A 13,927-nucleotide genomic window follows, 5' to 3' on the forward strand; every position below is an offset into this window, starting at 1 on the left:
GCCTGACCCGAACTATTTGTCAGACACGCCCTAGTCGGATCGAGTCAGGACGCCGTCCACAGCGGCAGTTGCTCCCAATAGTCGGGGAAGCCCATGTTCCTTTCTCGGGATACCACTGGGAATCCGTCGGGCGCCAGTAAGTCGATGTTCAACTTCTTCGCCTGAGTCTTGAATGTCATGTGCCAGTTGGTTCCGGCGACATGCGAGCGCAGCATGAACGCCAACACCGCAGCGTAGATGTACAGACGCTGATTGGGCTTCGGCGACGCCGTGAATCCTTGCTCTGCTACGTGGTTGAGGAGATCACCAGCCGTTTCATGGCCCTTCAGCGAGAGCGGTCTCTTGAAAGCCCGGTTGAATAAACGGGACCCATGCGCGCAAACGTTTCGCAGATCCACCATCATGCGAAGCACCGCGCCGAACGGACGCGGGTGTTCGAAGCCGAAAGCGCGAGCGACCTCACGAGCGTCCTCAGCCTTCATTAACTCGAACAGGAACGGAAGCTTGCCAAAGCTGAGCGCCTCTGTCACCGCCCAGATCGGCACCGGCTGCAGAGGGTACTTCCGCAGGTGATGGGCGATGAAGTCCTCGTCCTCTGCCGCCTCCCTGATAGCGGCATCGCACGTTCTCATCCACGCTTCAAACTTCGTGCCGTCACGCGCTGGCCGACCGCACATTCCACCGTCGAGACACTCGACGCGTGTGTGCGCAGCAACGTCCTTGGCGGCAAGCGTGTGCGCTATAGCTGCGCGCGCGCACTTCGAAGTCGAGCAGCCCCTCGAGGCAGACGCGCGCCAACTTGAAGTCGAACGACTCCAGAGCGACCACGTGCGCGAAAGTTGCGCCGGGAATGTATCGATCCGAACGATACTCGCGCCGCTCGGCGTCGACCTGGTCAGGCGGAAGTAATTCTCGAAGGACATACCGGTAGGCCCCCGACCGGAAATAGCCCACTCTTGTCAAGAACTCGAGCGCGGCAGCGCGATCCGAAACGGCGAGCCCGCGTCCGATTAGCTCCTCAAGGAGCGCATCGCGTTCCTTGAACTCCTTCGTGTACTCCACAAATCAACGTATACCGCACATGAAAATCGCCCCCATGAGCCGAGGCTCAGAGGGGGGCGATGTCTGATACCGCAAAGCTAGCACAGAACGCCGACACGCTGCTGTAAAGAGTTGATAGGTAGTTCGGAAGACCCCGCGCTCCGGCTCCACGATCTGACGTCAAGCTCTGGTTGACGTCGTCGTCCGCTGCCTCGACGTTGGGCCGACGCTGGCTGAGGGGCGGCCGCGACTGCCGGGTGCGGTGATCGCGATGAACCGACCTGCGTGCGTCCCATCCTGCTCGTCGGCGCGCGAATGGCGGTCCTCGATCGGGCGCAAGAGTGGTACCGTTTTACGTACTACTTACTCGGAGGTGTCTCCATGTCCGCTATCACTGCGACCGAAGCTCGGAAGAGCCTGTTCGGGCTCATCCAGCAGGTCAACGAGGACCATACGACGGTCGAGGTCGTCTCCCGCCGGGGCAACGCAGTGATCATGTCCAAGGATGACTTCGATGCACTGACCGAGACTGCCTACCTCCTGCGCAACCCCGCGAACGCGGAGCGGCTGCTCGAGGCCGTGGAACGTGCACGTCGCGGCGAGTTCGAGCAGCACGACCTTCTCGACGCGTGACGCGATCCCTCGCCTTCGACCCCAATGGGTGGGAGGACTACGTGTACTGGCAGACACAGGATCGCAAGACGCTGAAGCGGATCAACCTGCTGATCGCCGACGTCCTCCGCGATCCATTCGAAGGCATCGGCAAACCCGAACCCCTCCGTCATGTCCTCTCCGGCGCGTGGTCTCGTCGCATCGATGAGAAGAACCGACTCGTCTACTACGTGACTGACGACCACATCGTCATCCTGCAGGCGCGAGACCACTACTGAGTCACCGGCGCCCGAGCATCGGTCGTCGTACGCGCGGACGACCCTTCCGAAGCAACCGAAATCCAGCGACACATCGCAGACGCACGCATGACCCGCCCGCACGAAGACCCGATGAGCGGGCGCCAACAACAACCCGAATGGGCGTTGTCCGAGGCAGGGGAGGAGACACGGCCTTGGTGACGGCATCCGTCGCTTAGAATATGACTTAGAAGTCATACCGAGAAGGATGGTGGCGCCATGGCAGCATCGACCCTCATCCGCGCCGCTCGCAAGAGCAGACGGCTGACGCAGGAGCAGCTTGCGGCACGTGCCCGGATCGATCAGAGCAGGGTCTCTCGATCTGAGCGTGGGCGCGACACGGACTTCGGAACCGTCGAGCGATTGCTGGCGGGCGCTGGTCATCGTCTGTACGCCGCGCCGACCCAGCGTGACGACGCCGCGGCCGTCGCCGCCGAGATCCGCGATCGCCTTGCGGGCGGGGACAGAGAAGGCGCGCTCCGAGCGCTCCTGCAGCTCAATGACAATCTCGTCGCCGAGCACGGGCTCGTCCGCGGCGTTCTCGGCCTGGCCGAGCCCGAGTCGACCGGGGATCGGGCCTGGGATGCGACGATTGCGGCGCTGGTCACGTGGCGTCTGCGCGAGGACGGGTTGCCGACCCCTCCGTGGGTGGATGATCCGGACCGCTACCTCGCGACGCCGGCCACGCTCGCCGTCGATCCTGCCGACCCGACACCGCCTCTGTCCGAAGTTCCCGAGGACTTCGCGCGGCGCGGAGTCCTCGCCTGGCGCGACACGTTCGCGAGCGTCTGAAAACCGGATGGACTGGTTGTCAGACCAACAAGCCGGTGCGGGCATCCGTTGTCGCCGGACGCCAATGATCACCTAGGCGCATGACGACAGTGATCGAGTGGGCGTCGCAGGCCGAGGTCGAGGTGCTCTTCGGTGTCGATCAGCCTGGAGCTCGGTGCGCTCCCCGATGATTGAGGCGTGACCGCTCTTCGATGGATCGGCGTCGCCGAACCGAGCGACGAGACGTGTGTCGTGAGTCGGCGCTCGGACTCGATCCGGTTCGCGAGCAAGGTGCTCGGGCCGTTCGGGGAACTCGAGTACGTCCTGTCCGTCGATGCAGGCTGGTGCTTCCAAAGCCTCGAGATGACCGTCGCCGATCGCTCGACCTCGATTCGACGCGAGCGGGACGGATGGTTCATCGGCGGTCATCGGCGCCACGATCTCAGCGGCGCCGAAGAAGTTGACATCTCGGTTTCGCCCTTGACCAATACTCTGCCGATCCGTCGACTGAAGCTCGAGGTCGGTGAGACCGCCGACATCGTCACCGCCTACATCTCGGTGCCCGACCTTCATGTCACCCCGGACCCTCAGCGCTACACACGGCTGAGCGCCGATCAGTACCTGTACGAGTCGCGCGACTCCGACTTCACTGCGATCATCACGGTCGACGAGGAAGGCTATGTCTTGCACTACCCAGGGCTGTTCCTTCGACACACGGCGGTGAACTGATCGGGAGCGCTGAGCGCGTCCGCCAGGTCGCGTCCCGCGCGACCGACCATCCCTCCGCGGTGCTCGCCCACCCGCTGATGCTCCCGGCGACCGCGAGCGCAAAGTCCTCCTCGACCAGCGCACCGTGCGCGGCGGCTCCCGCCATGGCTCCCGCGCCCATCGACTGAGGGACGTTCGCCATCGGGTTCACGACGTTTCCCGCGGCCCAGATGCGCCGCGAGCTCGTGCGGCCCGCCGCGTCCACCGCGAGGAACGAGCCGTGCGGCGTCTCGGCACGGTCGAGCCCGAGGCTCACGAGGAAGACGTCGAGCGGGCGAGGAGCAGCCACCGTGAAGATCGCGTCGACGCCCACCGTTCGCCCGTCGCGCAGTCGCACGCCGGTGAGGTCGGGCGCATCGCCCAGCAACTCCACAACAGGCTCCGATTCGACCACCATGCCTCGAGCCCTCCAGCGCTGCTCGACCGCCGGGTCGAGAGCACCGAGCGCTCCCGCGAACACCGTGACGTCGTCGCTCAGCTGGCGCACGAGTTGCGCCTGATGCAGCTGCAGCGGCGAGAGCAGCAGCACGCCGAGTCGCTGATCGCGCACCTCCCACCCGTGGCAGAACGGGCAGTGCAGCACGCTCCGGCCCCAGCGCTCGGCGAGCCCCGGAAGATCTGGCAGCTCGTCTCTGACGCCCGTGGCGACGACGAGTGCGCGACCGGCGTGCTCGCTGCCGTCATCGAGCCAGACCGAGACGCGCGTCGAGTCTTCGACGACGGAGACGACGGATGCCCCGCGCACCACGACCCCGTATACGTCGAGTTCCGCGCGGCCGCGTGCGAGCAGCTCCGTCGGGGGAGTCCCGTCCTGTCCGAGCACGCCGTGCATGTGCTCGGCGAACCGGTTGCGCGGAGCACCCGCATCGACGACGAGCGTGCGCCGGCGAGACCTCCCGAGCATCTGCGCGGCACTGAGGCCGGCCGCACCGGCGCCGATCACGATCGCATCCCACTGTTCCATGGATCAAGAGTGCGCCGCACCTTCCAGTCTGGCAAGCTGGATTGCGGAAATGGCAAAAGGAAGCATCGTGGAGGAACTTGACCGGGTGGGCCCGCGTCTGAGGGAGGCGCGCCTCGCGAAGGGGCTCACGCTCGAGGCGGTGGCGAACAGGTCGGGCATGTCGGTCAGCACGCTCTCGCGGCTCGAGTCGGGAAAGCGTCAGGCGACGCTCGCACTGCTGATTCCCGTGACGCGGCAGCTCGGCATCCGCATCGACGATCTCGTGCGACCCGAGTCCGCCGACCCGCGCGTGCGGCGTCCCGCCGTGCGTCACAACGGGATGGTCATCGCGCCGCTCACGCTCGAGGACTCGCCCGTGAGCACCTACAAGATCACCTACGCGCCGCGGGATGATCTGCCCGCTCTCAAGACTCACGACGGGTTCGAGTGGGTCTACGTGCTGAGCGGCCGGCTGCGCCTGCGGCTCGGAGACCAGGACCTCGTGCTCGCCCGCGGGGAGGCCGCCGAGTTCGACACGCGCACGCCGCACGCGATGAGCGCCGTCGGCTCACGTCCTGCCGAGGTGATCAGCATCTTCAACGCCGAGGGGGAGCGGATCCACACGCACGACCGGGACTCGCACGCGTAGCATCCGCCTCACCATCGCCGTCACCGGCCGCGGCGCCGGCCGATCGCGAGCACCGGATCGACGACCCCTGACCCGTGGTCGAGCTGGTAGTCGAGGTTCACCGCGGCGTTGATGAGCGCGAGGTGGCTGAACGCCTGGGGGAAGTTGCCCAGCTGCTCGCCGGTCAGGCCGATCTCCTCCGCGAAGAGCCCGAGGTGGTTCGCGTAGGTGAGCATCTTCTCGAAGATGAGCTGAGCCTCGTCGAGGCGGCCGGAGCGCGCGAGCGCGTCGACGTACCAGAAGGAGCACAGCGTGAACGTGCCCTCCGAGCCCCGCAGCCCGTCGGGCGACGCGGCCGGGTTGTAGCGATACACGAGGCTGTCCGAGACGAGCTCGTCGTCCATCGCGTCGAGCGTCGAGAGCCACATCGGGTCGTTGGGTGCGACGAACCCCATGAGGGGCATCACCAGCAGCGACGCATCGAGCACGTCCGAGTCCTCGTGCTGCACGAATGCGCCGCGCTCCTCGTGCCAGCCCTTCGCCATGATCGCGGCGTAGATCGCGTCGCGCTCGCGGATCCACCGTTCGAGATCGGCCGGCCGGCCGCGCAGGCGGGCGAGACGGATGCCGCGATCCAGCGCGACCCAGCACATGAACCGCCCGTATGTGAACTTCTTGCGCCCGCCGCGCGTCTCCCAGATGCCCTCCTCGGGCGTGTTCCAGTTCTCGCACACCCAGTCGAGCATCTCGGCGATCTGCACCCACCCCGCGTGCGGGAGCTGCAGGCCGTGCGTGTCGGCGAGGTGGATCGAGTCCATCGCCTCTCCGTAGATGTCGAGCTGCAGCTGGTCGGATGCGCCGTTGCCGACGCGCACGGGCGCGGAGTCGCGATAGCCCGACAGATTGTGAAGCGCCTCCTCCTCGAGGTCCGACGAGCCGTCGACCCGGTACATGATCTTGAGCGGCCCGGACCCATTGCCCGCGCTCTCGCGGATGCGGTCCATGAGCCACTTCACGAACGCCTCGGCCTCTTCGGTGTAGCCGAGCCCGAGCAGCGCGTACACCGAGAACGAGGCGTCGCGGATCCACGTGTACCGGTAGTCCCAGTTGCGCTCGCCGCCCACCTGTTCCGGCAGCCCCGCCGTCGGCGCGGCGACGAGCGCGCCGCTCGGCGCGTACGTCATGAGCTTGAGCGTCATCGCCGACCGTGCCACGACCTCGCGCCACCGGCCCCGGTAGGTGGACCGGTTGTTCCAGTCGCGCCAGAACCGGCGCGTGGCATGGAACAGCCGGAGCATCTCCTCCTCGGTCGTCTGGACGGGTGCCGCCCCGCCCGACTCGAGCATCACACCGGTGAGCTCTCCCGCCATGAGGGTGCCGGTGATGCGGATGCCCCCGTCGACCAGTTCGATCCGGCCGGCCCTGCGCGAGCCGTGGATCACGGGAGGTCCGACGCGGTGAAGCGTGAGCGACTGCTCGCCCGTGGTGAACATGACGCCCGCATCGGGCACGGGCTGGATCTCGTGGGGCGTGCGGCCGTAGTCGAACCGCGGCACGATGTCGCCTTGGAACGTCATCTCGCCGCGCACCACCCGGAGCATCCGCACAAGGCGGTGGCGGTCCGTCGCGTCCCCCTCGATCACCGGCATGAAGTCGATGAGTTCGCCGACGCCCGCCTCGCTCATGAACCTCGTGATGAGGATCGCGGTGTCGGGCAGGTACAGCTGGCGCGTCACGTAGTCGTCGACGAGCGGGCGCACGCTGAAGTGCCCGCCCTTCTCCGCGTCGAGGAGCGATCCGAACACGCTGGGGGAGTCGAAGCGGGGGATGCAGAACCAGTCGATCGTGCCGTTCACATCGACGAGGGCGGCCGTCTGCAGATCGCCGATGAGCCCATGGTCGGCGATGTTCGGGTAGTCCTGCGCCACGGACGGCCTCCTCGCATCTCGGGCCGGCGTCGACGCGCCGACGATCCGGCCGACGAGTCCGACAGTACGCGACGGCTGCCCGGCGCTGTTCGCCCCGCGCGGGTGATCCGTCGTTCCGATTCACCCTGATGGGGGGACGGAAAGGGCAGTATCGTTCGGGCATGAGCACAGTGGAGAGCACCGCCACGCCGTGGTTCACGCAGGATCCGGATGCCGTCGTGGCGGCCGTCCAGACCGATCGCGACAGCGGACTGACCCGCTCCGAGGCTGCGCAGCGCCTGACGACGTACGGGCCGAACTCGATCGCCGCCGAGCCCTCGCCGTCGGTGTGGCAGGTCGCGCTGCGCCAGTTCGCCGACCCCATGAACATCATGCTCGTAGCGGTCGCGATCGTCAGCCTGTTCATCAACCAGGTCAGCGTCGGAATCGTCGTCGGTGCGCTCGTCGTGCTCAACGTCGTGCTCGGAACCCGCCAGGAGCTGAAGGCGAAGGCATCCGTCGACGCCCTCGCGAAGATGCAGATCCCCCAGGCGAAGGTGGTGCGCGACGGAGTGCTCGAGCAGATTGCGGCGACGAGCCTCGTGCCCGGCGACATCGTGGCGCTCGAGGCGGGTGACATCGTTCCGGCGGATGCCCGCATCCTCCGCTCCGCGACGCTCGAGACGCAGGAGGCGGCGCTCACCGGCGAGAGCACGCCGATCGCGAAGGACCCCGGCACGATCGCCGACCCCGAGACGACCCTCGGCGACCGCGCGAACATGGTGTTCCAGAACACCCAGGTCACCCGGGGTACGGCGACCGTCGTCGTGACCGACACGGGCATGAGCACGCAGATGGGCCGGATCGCGTCGATGCTGTCGGCCGTCAAGCCCGCGAAGTCCCCGCTGCAGCGCGAGCTGGACTCTCTCACCGTCGTCCTCGGCTGGATCGCCTGGGGCGCCGTCGCGATCATCGTCATCGCAGGGCTGCTGCGCGGTCAGGAGATCGCCTCCGTGCTGCTGCTGGGCATCTCGATGGCGATCTCGGCGATCCCGACCGGCATGCCGTCGTTCGTTCAGGCGATGCTCTCGTACGGGTCTCGGCAGCTCGCCGAGCAGAAGGCCGTCGTGAAGAACCTCACCGACGTCGAGACGCTCGGTGCGACCAGCGCGATCAACTCCGACAAGACCGGCACGCTCACGATGAACGAGATGACGGTCGAGTCCCTCTACTACGCGGGCGAGTGGTTCTCGGTCGGCGGCACCGGCTATGAGAAGTCGGGTGAGATCCGAGGCGTGGCGGGCGGCGCGAACCCGGACTTCACGCAGCTCGCGCTGGGGCTCACCCTCTGCAGCGACGCGACCGTGTCGGACGAGGGCGACATCATCGGCGACCCGACCGAGGCGGCGCTCGTCGTGCTCGCCGCCAAGATGGGCGCCGACGCCGAGATCACGCGAGCGCGATTCCCGCGGGCCGCCGAGGTGCCGTTCGACTCGGCGTACAAGTTCATGGCAACCTTCCACGAGTTCCCCGACGGCATTCGCAGCCGGCTCGTCGCGGTCGTCAAGGGCGGACCGGATGTCGTGCTCGAGCGCTGCTCGCACGCGTTGACCCCCGACGGCCCTGTCGACCTCGCCTCGCAGCGCGACGCCATCCTCGCCGCCAACCGGCGGCTGTCCGAGCAGGGGCTCCGCGTACTGGCGTTCGCCGTGCGCCGATTCGCGCAGGGCAACCCGGTTCCGGCCGATCCGATGCTCGCCGTGACCGACCTCACATTCGTCGGGCTCGTCGGGATCATCGACCCGCTGCGGCCGTCGTCGAAGGAGGCGGTGCGGATCGCGCGCGAAGCGGGCATCGAGGTCCGCATGATCACTGGGGACCACTCGATCACGGCGGCCGCGATCGGGGAGAAGCTCGGGCTCGCGGGCGGTGCCGCGAGCGGCGCCGACATCCAGGCGATGAGCGACGACGAGCTGAAGGCGGCTCTGCCGAATCTGCACGTCTTCGGCCGGGTGACGCCCGAAGACAAGCTGCGGCTGGCCCGGCTCATGCAGGAGCAGGGCGCGGTCGTCGCGATGACGGGCGACGCCGTGAACGACGCCGCCGCGCTCAAGCAGGCCGACATCGGCGTCGCAATGGGCTCGGGCAGCGACGTGACGAAGCAGGCCGGCAAGATGATCCTCGTCGACGACAACTTCGGCACGCTCGTGACGGCTGTGCGGCTCGGACGTGCGATCTACGACAAGATCGTCAGCTACGTGCGCTACCAGATGGCGCAGCTCTTCTCGCTCGTGCTGCTGTTCCTCGTCGCGAGCATCTTCGCCATCAACGACGGCGTTCCGCTCACGCCGATCATGGTGCTGTTCCTGAACTTCTTCATCACCATCTTCCCGGTGATCGTGATCATGCTCGACCCCGCACCCGAGGGCATCATGCAGAAGCCGCCGCGCGATCCGAAGAAGACGATCGCCAACCCGGCCGCGGTCGCCCAATGGCTGCTCTACGGCCTGCTCATCTTCATCACGTCGCTGCTGCCGCTGCTGCTCTTCGCCGACCAAGCCAGCTCGACCGAGCCCAACGCCCCTGTGACGATGACCTTCGCCATCGCCGCCCTCGGCTCGATCTTCGCGGGGCTCGTCACGCGGCGCGACCCGGAGTCGGGACTCACCCCGCCGATCCTCGTGGCGGTCAAGTGGCTGTCGATCCCGCTCGCCATCACGGTGGCAGCGGTCGAGGTCGGCTTCCTGCAGCGGCTCATCGGCACGACCGGCCTCGACGGGCGGCAATGGCTCGTCGTCTTGGGGCTGGCGCTCGTCGTCCCCGTCGTGATCGAGCTCGAGAAGTGGATCCGTCGGTCCCGCGCGCGCCGCGTGCGAGAGCAGGTGGAGTCGATGCGATGACCGACGACAGCTCCGAGCTCACGACGCCCGTCTCGCGCATCCTCATGACGGAGGAGGCGGTGTACGGGCTGATCCTGGTCTCGGGCATGCTCGTCATCAGCGGCACGAACGCGGGCACCGCGTTCAACGCATTCGTGACGGTGCTGCTGACGGTCATCGTCTTCTTCGGAGCGCATGTGTTCGCCGGCGCGCTGGCACGATTGGCCGCCTCGGGCGGTCGGTCCGGCATCCGCTCCAGCGTCTGGTCGGCGGCCCGCCAGACGTTCGGCCTGCTCTTCGTGAGCATCGTGCCGCTGGTGATCCTCCTCCTCGGCACGCTCCGCGTCATCGACGACAGCCGCGCGATCTGGTTCGCGCTCATCGCGAACACGATCATCCTCGGCGCGCTCGGATGGTGGGCCGTCGCGCGCTGGAGCACGCACTGGACCGCGCGTCTCATCGGAGCCGTCATCACCGCGTCGTTCGGCGGCGTCCTCATCCTGCTGAAGGCGGTCGTCACCCACTGACGTCACTGTCAAGGGGGTGGGTCGCCGCATCCGGCGCGGCCTAGCGTGCGGTCATGGACACGCACGCGAACGACCGCCCGCGGGGCGACGAGGAAGACGACACGACTGCTTCGGGTGGAACTCCTGAACCCGGAGGTCTCGGCGAGGAAGGCACCATCCCCAACGAGCCGGATGGCGTCGCCGCCGGCTACACCGGCGAGAAGTCGACCTTCGAACCCGAGGAGGACGAGCAGGCATGATCCGGATGCCGCGGGCTGCGGTATCCGATCAGCGTGCTCAGCCCTTGGGCCAGGTGATGAGCAGCAGACCCTGCTTCGTGTCGGCGAGCTTGACCGAGCCGTCGGCGAAGAGATACGTCATGCCGTAGCCCTGGTCGTCGGTCGCGATCGTGGTCTGCGGGTTCTCCGTGATGTACACGCCCTCGGGCGCTTCTTCGCGGATCCAGCCCTGCCCGACCAGCTCATCCTGCGCGGCGCGCGCCTCGGAGTCGTCGTTGCGCGCCCATCCGAAGAGCTGCAGGTGGTCGCTCGCAGGTGCGTCGAAGTTCGCCCACACGCACGAGATCCCATCGGTCATCTCGTGCGAGCCGACGTAGAACGGGTCGGTGCGCGACGTCCAGCCGATCGACTCGAAGTCCGCGACGGTCGTCGCGTCGATGATCGTCTCGCACGTCGGGTCGGCCTCCTCGCCCGCGGGAGCAGGCTCAGGCGTCTGCTCGGGCTGCGTGGGCTCGGGTGCGGGCGAGGTCGCGCTGGTCTCGGGTGTGGCTGCGGCATCCGGATCGGCTGAGCCGCACGCCGACACGAGGAGGGCGGCTGAGGCGATCACGAGAGCGGCGCCGAGGCGGGGGAGCTGGCGGGTCATCGGTCGTTCTCCGGGGGGACGGGGGCGGGGGAGTGGAGCAGGTCGAGGAAGGTCCGGTGCAAGGCGCCGTTCGTCGCGAGCGACGACCGGCGGGAGATCGAAGGGGTGCCGTCGAACGCGGTGAAGCGCCCGCCGGCCTCGGTGACGATGGGGACGAGGGCCGCGAGGTCGTACTCCTTGACGTCGAACTCGGCGACGAGCTCGAGGCGGCCCTCGGCGAGCAGCATGTACGGCCAGGCGTCACCGTAGCCCCGGTCGCGCCACACCGACGACGTCAGGCGCTCGAGGGCGTCGAGCTGCCCCGCGTCGCGCCACTGCCCGATGCTCTGGAAGCTCACGCTCGCCTGGTCGAGGGAGTCGATCGTCGAGACCGAGATGCGCCGGGGTTCCGCGTCGGGCGCGTTCGTCCAGGCGCCGAGACCGGATGCCGCCCACCAGCGCCGGCCGATCGCCGGCTGGCTCACGACGCCGACCTGGGGGACGCCGTCGACCGCGAGTGCGATGAGCGTCGACCACATCGGGATGCCCCGCAGGTAGTTCGCGGTGCCGTCGATCGGGTCGATGATCCACTGGCGGTCGGTGCCGCCCGTCGCACCGAACTCCTCGCCGAAGACGCCGTCGCCGGGCCGCTCCTGCTCGAGCAGCGAGCGGATCGCGCGCTCGGTCGCGAGGTCGGCCTCGGTCACATGCGTGGCGTCGGACTTGACGCTGATCTCGAGGTCGGCCGCGTCGAAACGGGCGACGGATGCCGCATCCGCCGCGTCGGCGAGACGCAGTGCGAGGTCGAGATCGACCTGCCAGGACTCCCCAGCAGCCGCGGCGGCGGACGGTGGAGTGGCGGGGGGAGTCACACGGATAGGATATGCGTCGCGCGACCCGGGACGATTTCACGGTGACACAATCGTGATGGTAGTGTTGACCCTCGGTTCGCCGCGTCGCGAACCACGCGCCTCTAGCTCAATCGGCAGAGCAACTGACTCTTAATCAGTGGGTTCAGGGTTCAAGTCCCTGGGGGCGCACAAGCGTGCGAAGGGCGGCCAGAGAAGCCGCCCTTCTCGTTCCTACGGCGACTCGTTCTCGCCGTCCGCGTCGGTCGCGAGGTCCAGATCCGCGCCCTGGGTCGCCTCGGCCGACTCGATGTCTCCGGCCGCCGCGGCGTTGCGCTCCAACGCCTCGGCGTCGCCGGTCTCGTCCCAGCCTCCTGGCGGGTCGGCGTCGATGACGCCGTCGGGGAGGTCTCGCTCGTCGCTCATGTCGTGCTCCTTCCGGTCACCCAGCCTGCGGGTTCGGCGCATTCCGGTCGATGGAGTTGACGCGCGTATGTCAAGCACGACCGGGACCTTGACCGGGGCTCGGCGCGTGCTACAGTCCAAATACCTGAATCACCTTTCATAAAGATCGGATCGCCCGCACCGGCCCCGGTCCAGGTGAAGAGAGTCCCCTTCCAACGGCGAAAGGCAAGGCACGCACATGCGCGTTACGAAGAAGTCCATCCTGGGTGCCGCGGTCGTGGCATCCGCTCTCGTGCTGGCGGCGTGTGCGCCGCAGGCGTCGACGGGCGGCGACGCGGGCGACGGCGGCGAGGGCCCGACCGAGATCACGGTCGGCATCGTCACGAGCGAGACGGGTCCGCTCGCCGGCTACGGCGCGCAGTACCTCGCCGGCTTCAAGGCCGGCCTCGAGTACGCGACCGACGGCACGAACGAGGTCGACGGAATCGCGATCGAGGTCGAGTACCGCGATGACGCGGGCGACCCCGACAAGGCGGTCACCGCGGCGAAGGAGCTCATCGGCGCCGGCATCAACGTCATCGCGGGCACCGCGTCGTCGGGCGTCGCACTCGCGCTCGCCGAGCAGGCCGCGCAGAACAAGGTGCTCTACATCTCGGGCCCGGCTGCGAGCGACGCGATCACCGGAATCAACGAGTACACGTTCCGCTCCGGCCGCCAGAGCGCGCAGGACGTCGCGACCGCCGGTACCTTCCTCGACGACGTCGAGGGCAAGACGATCGCCGTCTTCGCGCAGGACAACGCGTTCGGCCAGGGCAACGTGGCCGCCGTCGAGGCGATCCTCGGCGCGAAGGGCGCGACCGTGACGCCCGTGCTCGTCGCCGAGGACGTCACCGAGTTCACGCCGTTCGCGCAGCAGGTGCTCGCGGGCTCGCCCGACCTCGTGTTCGTCGCGTGGGCGGGCGCCACCTCGGGTGCGATGTGGCAGGCGATGAGCCAGCAGGGCGTGCTCGACGAGATCCCGGTCGTCACGGGCCTCGGCGACGCGGCCACGTTCGGCGCGTACGGCGAGGCATCCGAGAAGATCAACTTCCTGAACCACTACTTCCCGGGAGCCCCCGACAACGACGTCAACGACGCGATGGTGGAACTCATCGAGGGCGCCGGTGGCACGCCCGACCTGTTCAGCCCCGACGGCTTCAACGCGGCGCTCATGATCGTCCAGGCGGTCAAGGAGGGCAAGGGCGACGTCGACGCGATGATCGCGGCGCTCGAGGGCTTCGAGTTCGAGGGCCCGAAGGGCACCACGACGGTCCGTGCGGGCGACCACGCCCTCATCCAGGAGATGTACCAGGCCAGGCTCGTCGCCGACGGCGACACCTTCGTGCCCGAGCTCGTCGACACCTCCGCGGCCGACGAGGTCGCTCCGGCCGAGGCCGAGTAGCACCCGGAGCCGCACGAC

14 protein-coding genes, 1 tRNA gene and 1 pseudogene are annotated in these 13,927 nt (G+C 67.8%); 10 read left to right on the forward strand and 6 right to left on the reverse strand.

Annotated elements, in window-relative coordinates; genetic code table 11:
- Positions 1 to 44: 44 nt before the first annotated feature.
- Positions 45 to 1,062: pseudogene (locus tag BJ991_RS10225) on the reverse strand (Abi family protein).
- 360 nt (positions 1,063 to 1,422) lie between these two features.
- Between BJ991_RS10225 and BJ991_RS10230 the strand changes: the two are divergent.
- From BJ991_RS10230 to BJ991_RS10245, 4 genes are all read left to right on the forward strand, one after another.
- The gene (locus tag BJ991_RS10230; protein ID WP_172988416.1) at positions 1,423 to 1,674 is read left to right on the forward strand and encodes a type II toxin-antitoxin system Phd/YefM family antitoxin; all 252 of its coding nucleotides are present in this window, start codon (positions 1,423 to 1,425) and stop codon (positions 1,672 to 1,674) included.
- Positions 1,671 to 1,931 carry a Txe/YoeB family addiction module toxin gene (locus tag BJ991_RS10235; protein ID WP_179489698.1) on the forward strand — a complete coding sequence of 87 codons (261 nt, stop codon included), beginning with the start codon at positions 1,671 to 1,673 and terminating at the stop codon, positions 1,929 to 1,931. The genes BJ991_RS10230 and BJ991_RS10235 overlap by 4 nt, the downstream gene beginning before the upstream one ends.
- 237 nt (positions 1,932 to 2,168) lie before the next feature.
- The gene (locus tag BJ991_RS10240) at positions 2,169 to 2,741 is read left to right on the forward strand and encodes a helix-turn-helix domain-containing protein (RefSeq protein WP_179489700.1); all 573 of its coding nucleotides are present in this window, start codon (positions 2,169 to 2,171) and stop codon (positions 2,739 to 2,741) included.
- A 231-nt stretch (positions 2,742 to 2,972) separates the two neighbouring features.
- Positions 2,973 to 3,449: a putative glycolipid-binding domain-containing protein gene (locus BJ991_RS10245; RefSeq protein WP_343048842.1), complete on the forward strand. Its 477-nt coding sequence runs from the start codon at positions 2,973 to 2,975 to the stop codon at positions 3,447 to 3,449.
- Here BJ991_RS10245 and BJ991_RS10250 read toward each other — a convergent pair.
- Positions 3,379 to 4,452: an NAD(P)/FAD-dependent oxidoreductase gene (locus BJ991_RS10250; protein ID WP_179489704.1), complete on the reverse strand. Its 1,074-nt coding sequence runs from the start codon at positions 4,450 to 4,452 to the stop codon at positions 3,379 to 3,381. The genes BJ991_RS10245 and BJ991_RS10250 overlap by 71 nt on opposite strands.
- A 67-nt stretch (positions 4,453 to 4,519) precedes the next feature.
- Between BJ991_RS10250 and BJ991_RS10255 the strand changes: the two genes are divergently transcribed.
- Positions 4,520 to 5,080 (forward strand): helix-turn-helix domain-containing protein, encoded by a 561-nt coding sequence (locus BJ991_RS10255; RefSeq protein ID WP_425487526.1) that lies wholly within the window; start codon positions 4,520 to 4,522, stop codon positions 5,078 to 5,080.
- Positions 5,081 to 5,100: 20 nt separating this feature from the next.
- Here the strand turns inward: BJ991_RS10255 and BJ991_RS10260 are convergent, their stop codons facing one another.
- Positions 5,101 to 6,987, reverse strand: a complete 1,887-nt coding sequence (locus BJ991_RS10260) for a glycoside hydrolase family 15 protein (protein ID WP_179489706.1) — start codon at positions 6,985 to 6,987, stop codon at positions 5,101 to 5,103.
- A gap of 161 nt (positions 6,988 to 7,148) precedes the next feature.
- Here BJ991_RS10260 and BJ991_RS10265 point away from each other — a divergent pair, with 161 nt between their 5' ends.
- The 3 genes from BJ991_RS10265 to BJ991_RS10275 are packed head-to-tail and all read left to right on the forward strand — an operon-like array spanning position 7,149 to position 10,611.
- A complete protein-coding gene (locus BJ991_RS10265; protein ID WP_179489708.1) occupies positions 7,149 to 9,866 on the forward strand; it encodes a cation-translocating P-type ATPase in 2,718 nt (905 codons plus the stop codon).
- A complete protein-coding gene (locus BJ991_RS10270) occupies positions 9,863 to 10,372 on the forward strand; it encodes a hypothetical protein (protein WP_179489710.1) in 510 nt (169 codons plus the stop codon). Before BJ991_RS10265 ends, BJ991_RS10270 begins: the two co-directional genes overlap by 4 nt.
- A gap of 53 nt (positions 10,373 to 10,425) precedes the next feature.
- Entirely contained in the window at positions 10,426 to 10,611 is a 186-nt protein-coding gene (locus BJ991_RS10275; RefSeq protein WP_179489712.1) for a hypothetical protein, read from the forward strand.
- A 37-nt stretch (positions 10,612 to 10,648) separates the two neighbouring features.
- Here the strand turns inward: BJ991_RS10275 and BJ991_RS10280 are convergent, their stop codons facing one another.
- Both BJ991_RS10280 and BJ991_RS10285 read right to left on the reverse strand, forming a co-directional pair.
- Positions 10,649 to 11,236, reverse strand: coding sequence for a DUF3558 domain-containing protein (locus tag BJ991_RS10280; protein ID WP_179489714.1), 588 nt, complete (start codon positions 11,234 to 11,236; stop codon positions 10,649 to 10,651).
- Positions 11,233 to 12,087 (reverse strand): inositol monophosphatase family protein, encoded by an 855-nt coding sequence (locus BJ991_RS10285; protein WP_179489716.1) that lies wholly within the window; start codon positions 12,085 to 12,087, stop codon positions 11,233 to 11,235. Before BJ991_RS10285 ends, BJ991_RS10280 begins: the two co-directional genes overlap by 4 nt.
- A gap of 95 nt (positions 12,088 to 12,182) precedes the next feature.
- On the opposite strand from BJ991_RS10285, the gene BJ991_RS10290 reads away from it, so the two are divergent.
- Positions 12,183 to 12,255: transfer RNA gene (locus BJ991_RS10290), tRNA-Lys, on the forward strand.
- 42 nt (positions 12,256 to 12,297) lie between these two features.
- On the opposite strand, the gene BJ991_RS10295 is transcribed toward BJ991_RS10290, so the two are convergent.
- Entirely contained in the window at positions 12,298 to 12,489 is a 192-nt protein-coding gene (locus BJ991_RS10295; RefSeq protein WP_179489718.1) for a hypothetical protein, read from the reverse strand.
- 217 nt (positions 12,490 to 12,706) lie between these two features.
- On the opposite strand from BJ991_RS10295, the gene BJ991_RS10300 reads away from it, so the two are divergent.
- The gene (locus BJ991_RS10300) at positions 12,707 to 13,909 is read left to right on the forward strand and encodes a substrate-binding domain-containing protein (protein WP_179489720.1); all 1,203 of its coding nucleotides are present in this window, start codon (positions 12,707 to 12,709) and stop codon (positions 13,907 to 13,909) included.
- The last annotated feature ends 18 nt before the right edge of the window (positions 13,910 to 13,927 follow it).

The sequence above is a fragment of the Microbacterium immunditiarum genome (assembly GCF_013409785.1).
Lineage (GTDB): Bacteria > Actinomycetota > Actinomycetes > Actinomycetales > Microbacteriaceae > Microbacterium > Microbacterium immunditiarum.